The organism is Streptomyces sp. NBC_00829 (genome assembly GCF_045161795.1).
In the GTDB taxonomy this organism is placed as follows: domain Bacteria; phylum Actinomycetota; class Actinomycetes; order Streptomycetales; family Streptomycetaceae; genus Streptomyces.
In genome coordinates, this window is the sequence record NZ_CP108867.1 from 3,278,671 (window position 1) to 3,296,914 (window position 18,244).

Below are 18,244 nucleotides of genomic sequence, written 5' to 3' on the forward strand. Positions count from 1 at the left end.
CACAATTACATATGTAACGGCTGGAATGCCCCGGCAGGCTCCGGTGACAAGCCTAAAGCGTGAACTCGGGAGAGTTACTCGCCCTTGGCCTTCGCGATGATCTCCTCGGCGACGTTCCGCGGAACCTCGGCGTAGGAGTCGAACTGCATCGAGTAGCTTGCGCGACCCGAGGTCTTGCTGCGGAGGTCTCCGACGTAGCCGAACATCTCCGAGAGGGGCACGAGGCCCTTCACGACGCGTGCGCCGCTGCGCTCCTCCATGGCCTGGATCTGGCCACGGCGGGAGTTGAGGTCACCGATGACATCGCCCATGTAGTCCTCGGGCGTGGTGACCTCGACGGCCATCATCGGCTCGAGCAGCACGGGGGACGCCTTGCGGGCACCCTCCTTGAACGCCTGCGAACCGGCGATCTTGAACGCCAGCTCGGAGGAGTCGACCTCGTGGTAGCCGCCGTCGAGAAGGGTGACGCGGACGCCCACCATCTCGTAGCCGGCCAGGATGCCGAACTGCATGGCCTCCTGCGCACCCGCGTCAACCGACGGGATGTACTCACGGGGGATGCGGCCACCCGTGACCTTGTTCACGAACTCGTAGGTCGCGTCGCCGCCCTCGATGGGCTCCAGCGCGATCTGCACCTTCGCGAACTGACCGGTACCACCGGTCTGCTTCTTGTGCGTGTAGTCGATACGCTCGACGGCCTTGCGGATCGTCTCGCGGTAGGCGACCTGCGGCTTGCCGACGTTCGCCTCGACGCGGAACTCGCGCCGCATGCGGTCGACGAGCACCTCAAGGTGAAGCTCGCCCATACCACCGATGATGGTCTGGCCGGTCTCCTCGTCGGAGTGAACCTGGAAGGAGGGGTCCTCCTCCGCGAGACGCTGGATGGCAACACCCAGCTTCTCCTGGTCACCCTTGGACTTGGGCTCGATCGCGACCTGGATGACCGGCGCCGGGAAGTCCATGGACTCCAGGATCACCGGGTTCTTGTCGTCGCACAGCGTCTCACCGGTGGTGGTCTGCTTCAGGCCCATGACGGCGACGATGTCGCCGGCGCCCACCGACTCGATCTCCTCACGCTTGTTCGCGTGCATGCGGTAGATCTTGCCGATGCGCTCCTTCTTGCCCTTGGTGGGGTTCAGCACAGCGGTGCCGGACTCCAGGCGACCCGAGTAGACCCGGATGAAGGTGAGCTTGCCCAGGTGCGGGTCGCTCGCGATCTTGAAGGCCAGGGCGGACAGCGGCTCGTCGTCGGACGGCCTGCGCTTGACGACCGTCTCCGGGTCCTTCACGTCGTGGCCTTCGATGGCCTCGACGTCCAGGGGAGAAGGCAGGTAGCGCACGACCGCGTCGAGCAGCGGCTGAACACCCTTGTTCTTGAAGGCGGTACCGCAGAACACCGGGGTGACGGTCGTGCCGCCGCCCTTGCCGGAGGCGATGGTGATACGACGGATCGCGGCGTACAGCTGCTCCTCGGTGGGCTCGACGCCCTCCAGGTACAGCTCCATGACCTCTTCGTCGTTCTCGGCGACGGTCTCGACCAGCTTGCCGCGCCACTCCTCGGCGGCCTCGGTGTGCGTGGCCGGGATGTCGACGACGTCGTACATCTCGCCCTTGGTGGCCTCGGCGGACCAGACAAGAGCCTTCATACGAACGAGGTCGACGACGCCCTTGAAGTCGGCCTCGGCACCGATCGGCAGCTGCATCACGATCGGGGTCGCGCCGAGGCGGTCCACGATCATGTCGACACAGCGGTGGAACTCGGCGCCGGTGCGGTCGAGCTTGTTGACGAAGCAGATACGGGGCACGCCGTAACGGTCGGCCTGACGCCACACCGTCTCGGACTGCGGCTCAACACCGGCCACACCGTCGAACACGGTGACGGCACCGTCGAGGACGCGGAGCGAACGCTCCACCTCGACCGTGAAGTCCACGTGACCCGGGGTGTCGATGATGTTGATGGTGTGATCGACGTCCTCGAGCGGCCAGTGACAGGTCGTCGCGGCGGACGTGATCGTGATGCCGCGCTCCTGCTCCTGCTCCATCCAGTCCATCGTGGCAGCGCCGTCGTGGACCTCACCGATCTTGTAGCTCACACCGGTGTAAAACAGGATGCGCTCGGTGGTCGTCGTCTTGCCCGCGTCGATGTGGGCCATGATCCCGATATTGCGGACCTTGGCCAGGTCAAGCGAAGTGGTGGCCATAAGGCTCAATCTTCTCTCGGTCTCGATGTGGGTAGCGACTACCAGCGGTAGTGCGCGAAGGCCTTGTTGGACTCGGCCATCTTGTGCGTGTCCTCACGCTTCTTGACCGAAGCGCCAAGACCGTTGGAAGCGTCCATCAGCTCGTTCATGAGGCGCTCGGTCATGGTCTTCTCACGACGGGCGCGGGAGTAACCCACGACCCAGCGCAGCGCGAGGGTGGAGGCACGACCGGGCTTGACCTCGATCGGCACCTGGTAGGTGGCGCCACCGACACGGCGGGACTTGACCTCGAGCGTCGGCTTGACGTTCTCGAGGGCGCGCTTCAGCGTGATGACCGGGTCGTTGCCGGTCTTCTCGCGGAGGCCTTCCATGGCGCCGTAGACGATGCGCTCAGCGGTGGAACGCTTGCCGTTGAGCAGAATCTTGTTGATGAGCGAGGTCACCAGAGGAGAACCGTAAACCGGGTCGATGATGACCGGGCGCTTCGGGGCGGGGCCCTTACGAGGCATTCTTACTTCTCCTTCTTGGCGCCGTAGCGGCTGCGGGCCTGCTTGCGGTTCTTGACGCCCTGGGTGTCCAGGGAACCGCGGATGATCTTGTAACGAACACCCGGCAGGTCCTTCACACGGCCACCACGCACGAGCACGATGGAGTGCTCCTGCAGGTTGTGTCCCTCACCCGGGATGTAAGCCGTGACCTCGATGCCAGAGGTCAGACGCACACGCGCGACCTTACGCAGGGCCGAGTTCGGCTTCTTCGGGGTGGTCGTGAACACACGCGTGCAGACGCCACGACGCTGAGGGGAACCCTCGAGCGCGGGCGTCTTGTTCTTCTCGACCTTGTCCTGCCGGCCCTTCCGGACCAGCTGCTGGATCGTAGGCACTACTTCTCCGGTTTCTGTGTGCCGTATGTGAAACTAACCTGGAACGTCTCCGACCCACGCGGTCGGGTGTGTCGAATGCTGCAGGCTCCCCCGCGAGGGGAAGGGGGCGCAGATTACGGTGGCTACTGACGGACTCGTCATGCGGCTGAGGACACGCACACGAGCCCAGGCACACCCCAGGCACAAGGTCTGAGCGTACCTACCTCACGGACTTCGGTCAAAACAAATGCCGACGACCACGACACGCCGGGCCGATGCCCAGGGATATCGCCCATGAGTGAGGGGATCCGGCCATTCGGGCCCGCCGCGCCCACACCTTCAGTACGTTGACCGGTCTGCCTTTACTACCGGGGGGCGAGGGGCTATGGCGGCGGTGCACTTACCCGACGACGGGGGTCTGGACGACAGGGTGCCCTTCTTGGCACGCCTGGAGACCAGGGACCGGCAGGCGCTGCTTGCGCTGGGCCGCGAGCTGAGCTTCGCACCCCGTGTCGCACTCCTCCACCAGCACGAACCCTCCGCCCACGTCCTGTTTCTCGCACACGGCTGGACGAAGGTGACCGCCTCGGCGTCCAACGGCTACGAGGCGCTGCTGGCCCTGCGCGGCCCCGGCGACATCATCGGCGAGTCCTCGGCCCTGACGGGACGGCCGCGCTCGGCGACCGTGACCGCACTGGAGGCGGTACGGGCCACAGCGGTGGAGCACGAGCGGTTCAAGGACTTCCTCAACCGCTCCCCCGACGCCTCCTTCGCCCTCCTCGGGCTCACCTCCGACCGGACCCGCGCGGCCGACCGCCGCCGACTTCAGTTCGCCTCGATGAGTGTGAGGGAACGCTTCGCCGCCCTTCTGCTGGATCTGGCCCGGACCCATGGCCGCCGTACGGGCGCGGGAATCGAGCTCGCCGTACCCCTGAGCAAACAGGAGCTGGCCGGGTCGGTGGGGGCGTCCCGGGAGATGGTGCAGCGCCTGCTCAAGGAGCTGCGGGCACGGGATGCGGTGACCACCGGGCGGCGGGCGCTGCTGATCACCCGCCCTGACGTGCTCCGCCGGATCGCCCGCGCCGAACGGCCGGACGCCTGACACCGGACCCACAGGCTCACGGCATCCGGGACAGCAGCCCGGTCCGCCAGGGATTCCATCACTCTCCGAGTTCACACAGATCCCAGGAGCGACTCTGTGCACACGGTCACACTCCGACTGCGTCATCGTTCCTCACCGCTGTCGTCCCCGGAGCCCCACTCTGCTGTTGCCGCTTCCCGCGCCACACCACGAAAGGCCACCATGACCGACCCCGTGAGCCGGACGATCCTCCTCATCGACATCGAGAAGTACAGCGACCGGGACGATGTCGAGCAGGCATACCTGCGCCGCATGCTCTACGGCATCACCGACAGCGCCCTGGAGACGGCCGGCGTCGACAGGACCCGCCGGCTGCGTGCCGACCGGGGCGACTCCGTCATGGAACTCATCGACGCCAACGCCTCGGTGACCGCGCTGCTGCGCGCACTGATCACCGAGGTCCCGGCGCAACTGCGCGCGGTGAACCGGATGGCGTCGAGCTCCGCGCAGATGCGGCTGCGGGCCGTCGTGGCGACCGGGTACGTCGCCGTGGACGAGCTCGACGGATGGGTCGGCTCCGACCTGAACCACGCCTGCCGGCTCCTCGACGCCGAACTGCTGCGAGCGGCACTGCGTGAGCGGAGCGACGCCTTCGCACTCTGTGTGTCGCAGGGCGTTCACGAGGGGATCGTGCGGCACAGCCATCCGGGAATCCCGGCGGAGGAGTTCCACGCGATCACGGTGGCAAGCAAGAACGGGCCGCTCAGGGCATGGCTGCACGGATCGGTGCCGGAAGGTTTCGAGGACCGGGGGAACGCGGGGAAGGGGAAGGGGGACAGTCCGGCGCCGGAGCCGGAGGGGGGCTCCGGCGCCGGACCGGCAGACGGCGGGCCGCCCGCCGCACGGACCGTGTTCGACTTCGGCGGCGACGTCCGGGTCAGCGGCGGAATCGTCGGCGGCGACCATCACGGCATCAGCGGAGGCCGCTTCACGTCGGACGTGCGCCTCGGCGGCGCGGGCACGGGTGAGGGCCGATGAGTGCGGACGAACCGGCCGACGGCCAGGGCCGGACCGAAGGGACAGAGGGTCCCGCGGCCGACGACGGGAGCCCGCCGTCCGAATCCGGCGCGGCGGAACAGTCCGGCGAGGAGGAGGCCGACCAGCCGCAGCCCGCCTGGGCGGCCCGGCGCGACCTGGTCAACCACAGCCCGAAGACCATGCGGATCGGCGACGCCCGGATCGGCGGAGGGCTCGTCGGCGGCGACCATCACGGCATCAGCGGCGGCCAGTTCACCGGCAATGTCCATCTGGGCAGCAAGACGGAGATCTTCTACCAGCTGGGCGGCCCCTCCTCGGCCCACGCGTCGGGCGAGGTACCCCGGGCCACCCTGGAACGGCTGACCGCCCTGTTCGTGACCGACGAGCACCGATTCGCCGCCCTGACCGAGCGGTTACGGGCCGAGCGCGTCCTGGTGCTCTCCGGGCCGCAGTTCACCGGCCGGCGCACCGCCGCCCTGATGCTGCTGCACCGCCTGGGAGCCACCCCCGTGCGCGCGCTCGACCGCGCGCCCCGGCCTGGCGAGCTCGCGCAGCAGCTCGGCAGCGGCGGACATGTGCTCTGCGACCTGATCACCGGGCGCGAACGGCCGCTGCGCTGGGCCGACCTGCTCGCGGCCCGGGACAGGCTGGCCGAGAAGGACGCGTATCTGGTGATCACCGTGGGGCCCGCGGCCCACCTGGAGGACATCTCCGTCGCCCACTGGCAGCCGCCCGCCCCCGCCGAAGTCCTCAGGGCGCACCTGCGGGCCCGGTCCGACGACGAGACCGTGCGGAAGCTGTTGTCCATGACGCCCGTGACGGAGTTCCTCGGCCGCAGTCACCAGGTGCGCGAGGCAGCCGCCTACGCCCCGGTGCTGATGGACTACGCGGCCGGGCAGGCGGACCAGGGGCAGATCGAGGGCTTCTCACAGGCGGCCCTGGAGAACCAGGTCCATGAGTGGTTCGAGGAGGACGAGACCTCGCTCCACCTGCGCGACAAGGCGTTCCTCCTCGCCCTGGCGGCCTTCGACGGTGGGCCCTACGCCCTGACCGCGGAACTGAGCGATCTGCTCTACGCCCTGCTCCAGAAGACGGACAACCCCGCCCAGCCACCCCGGGTCCCGGTCTTCGGCACCCACATCGGCAAGCGGCTCCAGCTCGCCAGAGCCACCCGGTACCCGCAGGAGGAGCACACCGAGTGGGGGCCGGTCACCCAGCTCAAGGCCGCATACAAGGACGACCGTGCCGCACTCGTCCTGCTGCGCGAGGTGTGGACCGGACATCCCTCGGCCAGACCCGCCCTGGTCGGCTGGCTGCGCAGGCTCGCGGAGGACGGACGGCCGCTGGTGCGCACCCGTGCCGCCGCGACCGTCGCCGTCTTCGCCCACACCGATCTGCCGTCCGCCATGGCCCTGGTCATCGAGCCGTGGGCCACGTCGAACCGCTTCCGGCACCGCCTCGTCGCCGTCAACGCGCTCACCCTCGCCCACCTCATCGGCACCCCCAACGTGCCGCGGATTCTCGACTCCTGGTGCGCGAGCGAGAACCAGCGGCTGTGCTGGGTGGCGATCCGCACCCACGGGCTGATCGGGCACGAACGGCCGGTGGAAACCCTCGCCGCGCTGCGCGCCGCCGCCCGTCACCAGCAGACCCGGGAGAAACCGGACGAGCGGATGGCGCCCGAACTCGCCGAGGCCGTCGAGCTGCTGCTCCTGTCCCCCGCCGACGACCAGGTCCTCGCCGAACTGATCAGAACCCTCAACGACGACAGGCCCGTGTTCGACCTCGCGCTGAGCGGCTTCGTCCAGGCCTGCCGCAGGACCGAGGGAGACGAACGCCACGGCCTGCCCCTGGTCCTGGCCCACTACGCACGGGCCGCCACCGAACAGACGCCGTCGGCCGCCCACATCGCGGCCCTGTGGCGGGCAGCGCTGGGCGACCGTGCCCACACCGGGGACGCGCTGGACATGCTGCGCGGCTGGGTGCTGGCGGCGGATCGCGACGCCACGGCCGAGTGGGCGCTCGCCGCGCTGCTGCCCGCGCTGGTCGGCACGGCCGCCGAACACCGGCGTCTGGACCATCTGTTGCGGACCATGCCCGGCGAGGACGGCGAACCGCCGCCACCCGCGGCGAGCCGCCTGCTGACCGTTCTGCCGACCCACTGACTCACAGAGCCCGCAAGGAGATCCCCAGCATGGCCGACTTCCGCCGCCCGCCCGAATGGGAGCAATCAGCCGACCGGCACACCGAGTTGACCGATCCGGTGCTCACCGTGCGCCAGCTCTCGCGGTTCGAGTTCGCCCGCAGGCCGCTGACCCGCATCGACCACGCCCTGGTCTTCGCGACCGTCAAGGGGACGTACGACGCCTATCTTCCGCCGCTGCGGCCCTCGCGCGCGGAGGCCGCGGCCAAGCGGTACTCCGCCGTGTACGAGGTGGACATGGGCGTGCATCCCTTCCGTACGGAGATCAGCCTGCCGAGCGACAACGACGCCTTCGAGTTCGGGGTGATCGCCGAACTGTCCTGGCAGGTCGTGGATCCCGCGCGGTTCGTGGCCGGCGGGCACCGGGACGTACCGCGACTGCTCATGTCCGAGCTGGAGCAGGCGGCCCGGCCGGTCGCCCGCCGCTACGCCATCAGCCGCAGCGCCGCCGCCGAGGAAGAACTGCTCCAGGCGGTGGCCGCGCAGGGCGCGCTCGGCTCGACCGCCGGGCTCAAGGTCTCCTGGACCGTACGGCTGCGCAGGGACCGGGAGAACATCGACCACCAGCTGCGCCTCCAGGCCATCGACCATGCCGCCGCGGAACAGATCCACACGGCACGGCGCGGGATGGAGTACGACGTCGAACTGGACCGGCGCAGCAGGGCGCAGGACGTCCTCCAGCTGGGCCGCGCCATGGAATACGGGCGGCAGCAGCAGGAGCTCGAACTCCGGCAGCAGCAGTGGCAGCACGAGCAGGCCATGCTGGAGAGCCGCCGGCAGGTGGAGCTGCAGCAGATCGAGGCCGAGAAGATCGACTTCTACCAGTACCACCTGCAACAGGGCGGGGTGCATCAATGGGCCCTGCACCTGGCCCAGCACCCCGAGGACTCCGCTCTGGTCATGAACAGCATGCGGGAGGACCAACTGCGGCTGATTCAGGCCCAGATGGATCTCGTGGGCCAGCTGCTGGGCGGCGAGGGAGCGGAGAACTACGAACTGGAAGGGCCCAAGCAGCTGGCCCTGCGCGCGGTGAGCGACATCCTCAACCAGCGGCTCCCGGGCGTCTCCCCAGGAGGTGCGCCGCCGCCCCTGCTTCCGCCCCGAGCCACAGGTCACGGACCCGGCGCCGGCGCCGACGCCGGGTCCGGGTCCGGGTCCGGGTCCGAGCCCGAGTCCGAGTCCGAGCCCGGGTCCGAGCCCGATTCCGGGACCGGGCGGACCGGCGAGCCGCAGGAGGCACGGCCACCGGAGCCGGGCACGGGACCCGCCGTCCCACCGCCTCCCCCGCAGCCACCCCGCCCTCCGGTGAACGGCACCTTCGCGGGCTGGCAGCCACCGCCGGGCTATGGCAGCGCACCCGTCGACCCGCCGCAACCGCGGGAGACCGCTCCGGCGCCGGATGCCTCATGAGCGCGGATGCCTCATGACCACGCCGGGCACCGAAGCCGCCGTGCGGCTCCTGGACGATCTGCGGTCCGAGATCGCCCGCGCCGACCACAAAGCGTCCGTGCTGGTCGCTGCGCTCGGTATGACCGCCGGAGTGATCAGCGCGCTGCTCGCGGGGCGGGGCTGGAGCCCAGGCGCCCTGTCACCACCCGGCGAGATCACCTGGTGGTCGGGCACGTCCGCACTCGGCCTGGCCCTGTCGGCGCTGCTGATGGCCGTGCTCCCGCGCTACGCCAGGAGCCGGTGGGCACCGGGAGCGCCCCTGTCGTACTTCGGTGACATCCAGCGGGCCGTGCGTCAGGGCCGGCTCGCGCAGGCGCTCGCCGAGAGCGAGCTCGCCCCGGCCGCCTCGCTCATGGCGGCACTGACCGAGAACAGCCGGATCGCGGCACGCAAGCACCAGTGGATACGCACCGGGCTGCTCGCCTACTGCGCGGGCGCCGTACTGCTGCCCGCCTCCCTGCTCATCGGCTGACGTCCCTGTTCGCCGCTGACGTTCCCTTCGCAAAGGAAGACCATGTCTCACCCGACCGAACCGCGGTATCCGGGCTTCTCGGGCCCGCCTCCGCAGTACCCGCAGCAGGGACCGACGGCCCCGCCCCCGCTCTACCCGGGAGCCTCGGTGCTATCGCACTCCTCACCCGGGGCCGCGACGCACCCGCCGTCGGACCCGCAGGCCCCGGTCCACCCGCACGACCCCGCGCACCCCCAGCCGGGCACGCCCCCGCCCGGTATATCCGCCCAGCAGCAGCCCCGGGCCACGCCGGGGCCCCGGACCGCACCCGACGACCTCGACTACCGGAACGGCCCCGGCAACCGGGTCCACTTCAAGGCCTACCAGCGCGGCACCGACGCCACGGCGCTCGGTCAGCTGCTCCTGTACATCCCCGGCTTTCTGATGAGCCTGCTGGTCGTCGGCATGGTCGCCGGAATCCTGGACGCGGCGACCGGCCTGCCGTACTGGCTCCCCACGGCCGCGTGGGCGATCTCGGGCGGACTCGTCTTCCACCGCCCGACCGAGGACTTCTTCGCCCGGCACCTGCTCCGGCTGCAACGCCCGCTGCCGCAGGAGGCCGCCCGTCTGGAGCCGGTGTGGCGGGAAGTGACCGCACGCGCGGGCGTCGACGGCCGCCGGTACCAGCTGTGGATCGAGGACAGCGAGGATCTCAACGCCTACGCGGCGGCGGGCCATATCGTCGGCGTCACCCGGTTCGCCCTGGAGCACCTGCCGAGCGCCCAGCTCGCCGCCGTGCTCGCCCATGAGCTCGGCCACCACACCGGCGGCCACGCCTGGTCGTCGCTGCTCGGCTACTGGTACTCCCTGCCGGGCCGGGTGGCCTGGCGGGTCATCCGGGCCGTCGTGGTCATCTCCCTGACGCTCGCCGGCTACTTCTCCCGCCTGGCCACCGGGTTCCTCGTGCTCATGATCGCGGGCATCACGTTCGCGACGATCACCGTGCTGTACGGGCTGCCGCTCGTGCTGCTGGTCGTCCCGTATCTGATGGCCGCCGTCGGCCGCCGGGCGGAACTGCGTGCCGACCGGCACGCGGCGGCCCTCGGCTTCGGGCCGATGCTCGCCGAGGTGCTGCACACCATGCACCTCGCGGAGACCCGGGGCCGGGAGCACGCGGCCGCGGGGAAGCCGCTCGCCGATGAAGGAACCCTGGCCCGCCTGCTCTCCACCCACCCCGACTATCCGACACGGCTCCATCGGCTGCAGCCGTACCTCCGGCCCCAGGGCTGAGGGGCGGTACGCCGAAGGGCGGCCACCCCGTACGAAACGGGGTGACCGCCCTTCATGCGATCAAGCGACTCGCTTACTGGTTGTACGGACCGTAGTCGTAGTCCTCCAGCGGAACGGCCTGGCCGGAGCCGGTGCCGAACGGCGAGTAGTCGATGTCGTCGTAGCCGACGGCCGAGTACATCGCGGCCTTGGCCTCCTCGGTGGGCTCCACCCGGATGTTGCGGTAGCGGGACAGACCCGTACCGGCCGGGATGAGCTTACCGATGATGACGTTCTCCTTGAGGCCGATCAGGGAGTCCGACTTGGCGTTGATCGCCGCGTCGGTGAGAACCCTGGTCGTCTCCTGGAAGGACGCCGCCGACAGCCACGACTCGGTGGCGAGCGAGGCCTTGGTGATACCCATCAGCTGCGGACGGCCGGAGGCGGGGTGACCGCCCTCGGTGACCACACGACGGTTCTCGGTCTCGAACTTCGAGCGCTCCACGAGCTCGCCCGGCAGCAGCTCCGCGTCGCCGGACTCGATGATCGTCACACGGCGCAGCATCTGCCGGATGATGATCTCGATGTGCTTGTCGTGGATCGACACACCCTGCGAGTTGTAGACCTTCTGGACCTCGCCGACCAGGTGGACCTGGACCGCGCGCTGACCGAGGATCCGCAGCACGTCGTGCGGGTTGGTGGCACCCACGGTGAGCTTCTGGCCCACCTCGACGTGGTCGCCCTCGCCCACCAGCAGACGGGCGCGCTTCGAGATCGGGAACGCCGTCTCGTCGCTGCCGTCGTCCGGGGTGACGACGATCTTCTTGGTCTTCTCGGTCTCCTCGATACGGATGCGGCCGGCCGCCTCCGAGATCGGGGCGACACCCTTGGGCGTACGAGCCTCGAAGAGCTCGACGACACGGGGCAGACCCTGGGTGATGTCGTCACCGGCCACACCACCGGTGTGGAAGGTACGCATCGTCAGCTGGGTACCGGGCTCACCGATGGACTGGGCGGCGATGATGCCGACCGCCTCACCGATGTCGACCAGCTTGCCGGTGGCCAGCGAGCGGCCGTAGCAGAAGGCACAGGTGCCGACCGCGGACTCACAGGTCAGGACCGAGCGGGTCTTGACCTCCTCGACACCGGCGCCCACGAGGGCATCGATGAGCACGTCACCCAGGTCGACATTGGCCGGCGCGATGACCTTGCCGTCGACGACGACGTCCTCGGCGAGCATCCGCGCGTACACGGAGGTCTCGACGTCCTCGGTCTTGCGCAGGGAACCGTCGGCGCCACGCTCCGCGATCTTGAGCTTCAGACCGCGGTCGGTGCCACAGTCCTCCTCGCGGATGATGACGTCCTGCGAGACGTCCACCAGACGACGGGTCAGGTAACCCGAGTCGGCGGTACGCAGAGCGGTGTCCGCCAGACCCTTACGGGCACCGTGCGTGGAGATGAAGTACTCCAGCACGGACAGACCCTCACGGAACGACGCCTTGATGGGCCGCGGGATGGTCTCGTTCTTGGCGTTGGACACCAGACCACGCATACCGGCGATCTGACGCATCTGCATCATGTTTCCACGAGCACCCGAGTTGACCATCATGAAGATGGGGTTGGTCTTCGGGAAGTTCGCGTTCATCGCCTCGGCAACCTCGTTGGTCGCCTTGGTCCAGATGGTGATGAGCTCCTGCGTGCGCTCCTGCTTGGTGATCAGACCGCGCTCGTACTGCTTCTGGACCTTCTCGTCCATCGCCTCGTACGACTTGACGATCTCCTTCTTCGCCTCGGGAACGACGACGTCGGAGATGGCGACCGTGACACCGGAACGGGTGGCCCAGTAGAAGCCCGCCGCCTTCAGGTTGTCGAGCGTCGCCGCCACGATGACCTTGGGGTAGCGCTCGGCGAGGTCGTTGACGATCTCGGAGAGCTGCTTCTTGCCGACGGAGTAGTCGACGAAGGGGTAGTCCTCGGGCAGCAGCTCGTTGAAGAGCGCACGGCCCAGGGTCGTCCGCAGGCGGAAGGTGTCACCCTGCTGCCACTCCGGCTCACCCTCCTCCGCGACCGGCGGGGTCCAGCCACGCGGCGGGATCGTGCCGACCGGGAAGCGGATGTCGATCTTCGCCTGGAGCGAGAGCTCCCGGGCGTCGAAGGCCATGATCGCCTCGGCGGAGGAGTTGAACGCACGGCCCTCGCCGCGCACCTCGCGCTCCTCCTCGTCCGTGGTGAGGAAGAAGAGGCCCAGCACCATGTCCTGGGTCGGCATGGTGACCGGACGGCCGTCGGCCGGCTTGAGGATGTTGTTCGAGGACAGCATCAGGATGCGGGCCTCGGCCTGCGCCTCCGCGGACAGCGGAAGGTGCACGGCCATCTGGTCACCGTCGAAGTCCGCGTTGAACGCGGTGCAGACGAGCGGGTGGATCTGGATGGCCTTGCCCTCGACCAGCTGGGGCTCGAAGGCCTGGATGCCGAGGCGGTGCAGCGTGGGCGCACGGTTGAGCAGAACCGGGTGCTCGGCGATGACCTCTTCCAGCACGTCGTACACGACCGTGCGGCCGCGCTCGACCATGCGCTTCGCCGACTTGATGTTCTGCGCGTGGTTCAGGTCGACCAGGCGCTTCATCACGAACGGCTTGAAGAGCTCCAGCGCCATGGCCTTCGGCAGACCGCACTGGTGCAGCTTGAGCTGCGGGCCGACGACGATGACGGAACGCGCGGAGTAGTCCACACGCTTGCCGAGCAGGTTCTGACGGAAACGGCCCTGCTTGCCCTTGAGCATGTCGCTCAGGGACTTCAGCGGGCGGTTACCGGGACCGGTCACCGGGCGACCGCGGCGGCCGTTGTCGAACAGCGCGTCGACGGCCTCCTGCAGCATCCGCTTCTCGTTGTTCACGATGATCTCGGGGGCACCGAGGTCAAGGAGACGCTTGAGGCGGTTGTTGCGGTTGATCACACGGCGGTACAGGTCGTTCAGGTCGGAGGTCGCGAAGCGGCCACCGTCCAGCTGCACCATCGGACGCAGGTCCGGCGGGATCACCGGCACGCAGTCGAGCACCATGCCCTTGGGGCTGTTGCTGGTCTGCAGGAACGCGGAGACGACCTTGAGGCGCTTGAGCGCACGGGTCTTCTTCTGGCCCTTGCCGGTACGGATGATCTCGCGAAGCCGCTCGGCCTCCTCCTCGAGGTCGAAGGACTCCAGGCGCTTCTGCAGCGCCGCGGCACCCATCGAGCCGTCGAAGTACGTGCCGAAGCGGTCACGCAGCTCGCGGTAGAGCAGCTCGTCGCCCTCCAGGTCCTGGACCTTGAGGTTCTTGAAGCGGTTCCACACCTCGTCGAGACGGTCGATCTCGCGCTGCGCACGGTCACGCAGCTGCTTCATCTCACGCTCGGCGCCCTCGCGCACCTTGCGGCGCACGTCGGCCTTGGCACCCTCGGCCTCAAGCTCGGCCAGGTCGGTCTCAAGCTTCTTGGCGCGGGCCTCGAGGTCGGCGTCGCGGCGGTTCTCGACCTGCTGGCGCTCGACGGAGACATGCGCCTCCAGCGAGGGCAGGTCGCGCGTACGGCGCTCCTCGTCCACGAACGTGATCATGTACGCGGCGAAGTAGATGACCTTCTCAAGGTCCTTCGGCGCGAGGTCGAGCAGGTATCCCAGGCGCGAAGGCACGCCCTTGAAGTACCAGATGTGCGTGACAGGCGCGGCCAGCTCAATGTGGCCCATCCGCTCACGGCGCACCTTGGCGCGGGTGACCTCTACGCCACAGCGCTCACAGATGATGCCCTTGAAGCGGACACGCTTGTACTTGCCGCAGTAGCACTCCCAGTCCCGGGTCGGACCGAAGATCTTCTCGCAGAAGAGTCCGTCCTTCTCGGGCTTGAGCGTGCGGTAGTTGATGGTCTCCGGCTTCTTGACCTCGCCGTGGGACCACTGTCGGATGTCGTCCGCGGTCGCAAGGCCGATCCGCAGCTCGTCGAAGAAGTTGACGTCGAGCACTATGCGTCAATCCCTCTCAGGGTTTGAGTCTCAATCATGGTCTGTACGGGTCCGGGGCAGGGCCGGGGCCTCACGAGGAGGTCCCGACCAGACCCGTCAGACCTCTTCGACGCTGCTCGGCTCGCGCCGGGACAGGTCGATACCGAGCTCCTCCGCAGCGCGGAAGACGTCCTCATCCGTGTCGCGCATCTCGATGGACATACCGTCCGAGGAGAGCACCTCCACGTTGAGGCAGAGCGACTGCATTTCCTTGATGAGCACCTTGAAGGACTCAGGAATGCCGGGCTCAGGGATGTTCTCGCCCTTGACGATGGCCTCGTAGACCTTCACGCGGCCGGTGACGTCGTCGGACTTGATGGTCAGCAGCTCCTGGAGGGCGTACGCGGCGCCATAAGCCTCCAGCGCCCACACCTCCATCTCTCCGAACCGCTGGCCACCGAACTGGGCCTTACCACCCAGCGGCTGCTGGGTGATCATCGAGTACGGGCCGGTCGACCGGGCGTGCAGCTTGTCGTCGACCAGGTGGTGGAGCTTGAGGATGTACATGTACCCGACCGAGACCGGGTCCGGGAACGGCTCGCCGGAGCGGCCGTCGAACAGGTGGGCCTTGCCGGACGGGAGCACCATCCGGTTGCCGTCGCGGTTCGGGATCGTGGACTCGAAGAGACCGGAGATCTCGTCCTCGCGCGCACCGTCGAAGACCGGGGTGGCGACGTTGGTGCCGGCGGCGACCTCGTCGGCGCCGATGGCCTTCAGCCGCTCCATCCACTCCTCGCTGCCCTCGACCTTCCAGCCCTGGCTGGCGAGCCAGCCGAGGTGGATCTCGAGAACCTGTCCCGGGTTCATTCGGGACGGGACACCGAGCGGGTTGAGGATGATGTCGACCGGGGTGCCGTCCTCCAGGAACGGCATGTCCTCGATCGGCAGGATCTTCGAGATGACGCCCTTGTTGCCGTGACGGCCGGCGAGCTTGTCACCATCGGTGATCTTGCGCTTCTGCGCGACGTAGACGCGAACCAGCTGGTTCACGCCCGGCGGCAGCTCGTCGCCCTCCTCGCGGTCGAAGACGCGCACGCCGATGACCTTGCCGATCTCACCGTGGGGCACCTTCAGCGAGGTGTCACGGACCTCACGCGCCTTCTCACCGAAGATCGCGCGGAGCAGACGCTCCTCCGGGGTCAGCTCGGTCTCACCCTTGGGCGTGACCTTGCCGACGAGGATGTCGCCGGCGACGACCTCGGCACCGATACGGATGATGCCGCGCTCGTCGAGGTCGGCGAGGACCTCCTCGGAGACGTTCGGGATGTCCCGGGTGATCTCCTCCGGGCCGAGCTTGGTGTCACGGGCGTCGACCTCGTGCTCCTCGATGTGGATCGAGGAGAGGACGTCGTCCTGCACGAGGCGCTGCGACAGGATGATCGCGTCCTCGTAGTTGTGACCCTCCCACGGCATGAAGGCGACCAGCAGGTTCTTGCCGAGCGCCATCTCGCCCATCTCGGTGGCGGGACCGTCGGCCAGAACCTGGCCCTCGATCACGCGGGCGCCCTCGTCCACGACAACCTTCTGGTTGACCGAGGTGCCCTGGTTCGAGCGGGAGAACTTGGCGATGCGGTACGTGGTGTACGTGCCGTCGTCGTTGGCGACGGTGATGTAGTCCGCGGATACCTCCTGGACAACACCTTCCTTCTCCGCCTTGATGACGTCACCGGCGTCGACCGCGCAGCGGTACTCCATGCCGGTGCCGACGAGCGGCGCCTCGGCCGTGATCAGCGGAACGGCCTGACGCATCATGTTCGCGCCCATGAGGGCACGGTTGGCGTCGTCGTGCTCGAGGAACGGGATCATGGCGGTCGCGACCGACACCATCTGGCGCGGCGAGACGTCCATGTAGTCCACGTCGGAGCCCGGGACGTAGTCGACCTCTCCGCCACGGCGGCGGACCAGCACGCGGTTCTCGGCGAACCGCATGTCGTCGGTGAGCGCGGCGTTGGCCTGCGCGATGACGAAGCGGTCCTCCTCGTCGGCGGTCAGGTAGTCGACGTCGTCGGTCACCTGGTCGTCGACGACCCGGCGGTACGGCGTCTCGACGAAGCCGAACGCGTTCACCCGGCCGTACGAGGCGAGCGAGCCGATCAGACCGATGTTCGGGCCTTCAGGGGTCTCGATCGGGCACATGCGGCCGTAGTGGGACGGGTGCACGTCACGGACCTCGAAGCCGGCCCGCTCACGGGAGAGACCGCCCGGGCCGAGCGCCGACAGACGGCGCTTGTGGGTGAGTCCCGACAGCGGGTTGTTCTGGTCCATGAACTGCGACAGCTGGCTGGTGCCGAAGAACTCCTTGATGGAGGCGACGACCGGCCGGATGTTGATCAGGGTCTGCGGCGTGATCGCCTCGACGTCCTGAGTCGTCATGCGCTCGCGCACGACGCGCTCCATACGAGCCAGACCCGTGCGGACCTGGTTCTGGATGAGCTCGCCGACGTTGCGCAGACGACGGTTGCCGAAGTGGTCGATGTCGTCAGTCTCGACGACGATCTGGGTACCGCTCTCGCCCACGGTCTCGGTCTCACCGGCGTGCAGCTTGACCAGGTACTTGATGGTCGCGATGACATCGTCGGTGGTGAGCACGCCGGCGTCCAGCGGCTCGTCGGCGCCGAGCTTCTTGTTCACCTTGTAGCGGCCGACCTTGGCGAGGTCGTAGCGCTTCGGGTTGAAGTAGAGGTTCTCGAGCAGCGTCTGAGCGGCCTCACGGGTCGGCGGCTCGCCCGGACGGAGCTTGCGGTAGATGTCGAGCAGCGCGTCGTCCTGGCCCTGGGTGTGGTCCTTCTCCAGGGTGGCGCGCATGGACTCGTACTCGCCGAACTCCTCCAGGATCTGCTCGGTGGTCCAACCGAGCGCCTTGAGCAGGACGGTCACGGACTGCTTGCGCTTACGGTCGATGCGGACACCGACCATGTCGCGCTTGTCGATCTCCATCTCCAGCCAGGCACCCCGGGACGGGATGATCTTGGCCGTGAAGATGTCCTTGTCGGACGTCTTGTCGATGTTGGAGTCGAAGTAGACACCCGGCGAGCGGACCAGCTGCGACACGACGACACGCTCGGTGCCGTTGATGACGAAGGTGCCCTTGTTGGTCATGAGCGGGAAGTCGCCCATAAAGACCGTCTGGGACTTGATCTCGCCGGTCTCGTTGTTGGTGAACTCGGCGGTGACGAAGAGCGGGGCAGCGTACGTGAAGTCGCGCTCCTTGCACTCGTCGATCGAGTTCTTCGGAGGCTCGAAACGGTGGTCGCGGAAGGTCAGCGACATCGACCCGGAGAAGTCCTCGATCGGAGAGATCTCCTCGAAGATCTCCTCCAGACCGGACTTGGTGGGGACGTCCTGTCCGCTGTCCAGAGCCGCCTCGACACGAGCCTTCCAAGCGGCATTGCCGAGCAGCCAGTCAAAGCTCTCGGTCTGCAGCGCAAGGAGGTTCGGAACCTCGAGGGGCTCCTTGATTTTTGCAAAGGAGATGCGCAGCGGGGCGGTGCTGGCGCCGTTGTTCGTATTCGCGGTCGAGGCGTTGCGCGAGGCGGCCAAGAGGGGGTCCTTCCGAGGGCTCGGACTCACTACGCGCGTACCGGTCCCACACTGGGCACGGAGATGGAAATCCCAGGTCAGGGATGATTCGATCAACGGTGCTCATGCGTGGGGATG

11 protein-coding genes are annotated in these 18,244 nt (G+C 68.1%); 6 read left to right on the plus strand and 5 right to left on the minus strand.

The annotated features are described in order from the left end of the window. Positions 1 to 74 precede the first annotated feature (74 nt). Genes fusA through rpsL form a run of 3 tightly spaced genes read right to left on the minus strand, consistent with a single transcriptional unit; the run spans position 75 to position 3,084 of the window. Entirely contained in the window at positions 75 to 2,201 is a 2,127-nt protein-coding gene (gene fusA / locus OG293_RS13980; RefSeq protein ID WP_405999122.1) for an elongation factor G, read from the minus strand. A 38-nt stretch (positions 2,202 to 2,239) separates the two neighbouring features. Next, complete coding sequence (rpsG, locus tag OG293_RS13985) at positions 2,240 to 2,710, minus strand: 30S ribosomal protein S7 (protein WP_142214212.1); 471 nt, start codon at positions 2,708 to 2,710, stop codon at positions 2,240 to 2,242. A gap of 2 nt (positions 2,711 to 2,712) precedes the next feature. Further along, the gene (rpsL, locus tag OG293_RS13990; RefSeq protein WP_003948652.1) at positions 2,713 to 3,084 is read right to left on the minus strand and encodes a 30S ribosomal protein S12; all 372 of its coding nucleotides are present in this window, start codon (positions 3,082 to 3,084) and stop codon (positions 2,713 to 2,715) included. Between the two features lie 364 nt (positions 3,085 to 3,448). On the opposite strand from rpsL, the gene OG293_RS13995 reads away from it, so the two are divergent. The 6 genes from OG293_RS13995 to OG293_RS14020 all read left to right on the plus strand — a co-directional run bounded on the left by OG293_RS13995 (position 3,449) and on the right by OG293_RS14020 (position 10,575). After that, entirely contained in the window at positions 3,449 to 4,165 is a 717-nt protein-coding gene (locus OG293_RS13995) for a Crp/Fnr family transcriptional regulator (RefSeq protein WP_405999123.1), read from the plus strand. Positions 4,166 to 4,366: 201 nt separating this feature from the next. Beyond that, positions 4,367 to 5,182: a hypothetical protein gene (locus tag OG293_RS14000; RefSeq protein WP_405999124.1), complete on the plus strand. Its 816-nt coding sequence runs from the start codon at positions 4,367 to 4,369 to the stop codon at positions 5,180 to 5,182. Beyond that, a complete protein-coding gene (locus OG293_RS14005; protein ID WP_405999125.1) occupies positions 5,179 to 7,347 on the plus strand; it encodes a hypothetical protein in 2,169 nt (722 codons plus the stop codon). Before OG293_RS14000 ends, OG293_RS14005 begins: the two co-directional genes overlap by 4 nt. Positions 7,348 to 7,376: 29 nt before the next feature. Next, complete coding sequence (locus OG293_RS14010) at positions 7,377 to 8,795, plus strand: hypothetical protein (protein ID WP_405999126.1); 1,419 nt, start codon at positions 7,377 to 7,379, stop codon at positions 8,793 to 8,795. A 13-nt stretch (positions 8,796 to 8,808) separates the two neighbouring features. Beyond that, positions 8,809 to 9,306 carry a Pycsar system effector family protein gene (locus OG293_RS14015; RefSeq protein ID WP_405999127.1) on the plus strand — a complete coding sequence of 166 codons (498 nt, stop codon included), beginning with the start codon at positions 8,809 to 8,811 and terminating at the stop codon, positions 9,304 to 9,306. Between the two features lie 42 nt (positions 9,307 to 9,348). Further along, positions 9,349 to 10,575 carry a M48 family metalloprotease gene (locus tag OG293_RS14020; RefSeq protein WP_405999128.1) on the plus strand — a complete coding sequence of 409 codons (1,227 nt, stop codon included), beginning with the start codon at positions 9,349 to 9,351 and terminating at the stop codon, positions 10,573 to 10,575. Positions 10,576 to 10,648: 73 nt separating this feature from the next. On the opposite strand, the gene OG293_RS14025 is transcribed toward OG293_RS14020, so the two are convergent. Together OG293_RS14025 and rpoB are read right to left on the minus strand one after the other, a co-directional pair. Further along, positions 10,649 to 14,548: a DNA-directed RNA polymerase subunit beta' gene (locus OG293_RS14025; RefSeq protein WP_405999129.1), complete on the minus strand. Its 3,900-nt coding sequence runs from the start codon at positions 14,546 to 14,548 to the stop codon at positions 10,649 to 10,651. A 96-nt stretch (positions 14,549 to 14,644) separates the two neighbouring features. Further along, positions 14,645 to 18,127, minus strand: coding sequence for a DNA-directed RNA polymerase subunit beta (rpoB, locus tag OG293_RS14030; protein WP_405999130.1), 3,483 nt, complete (start codon positions 18,125 to 18,127; stop codon positions 14,645 to 14,647). Positions 18,128 to 18,244 lie beyond the last annotated feature (117 nt).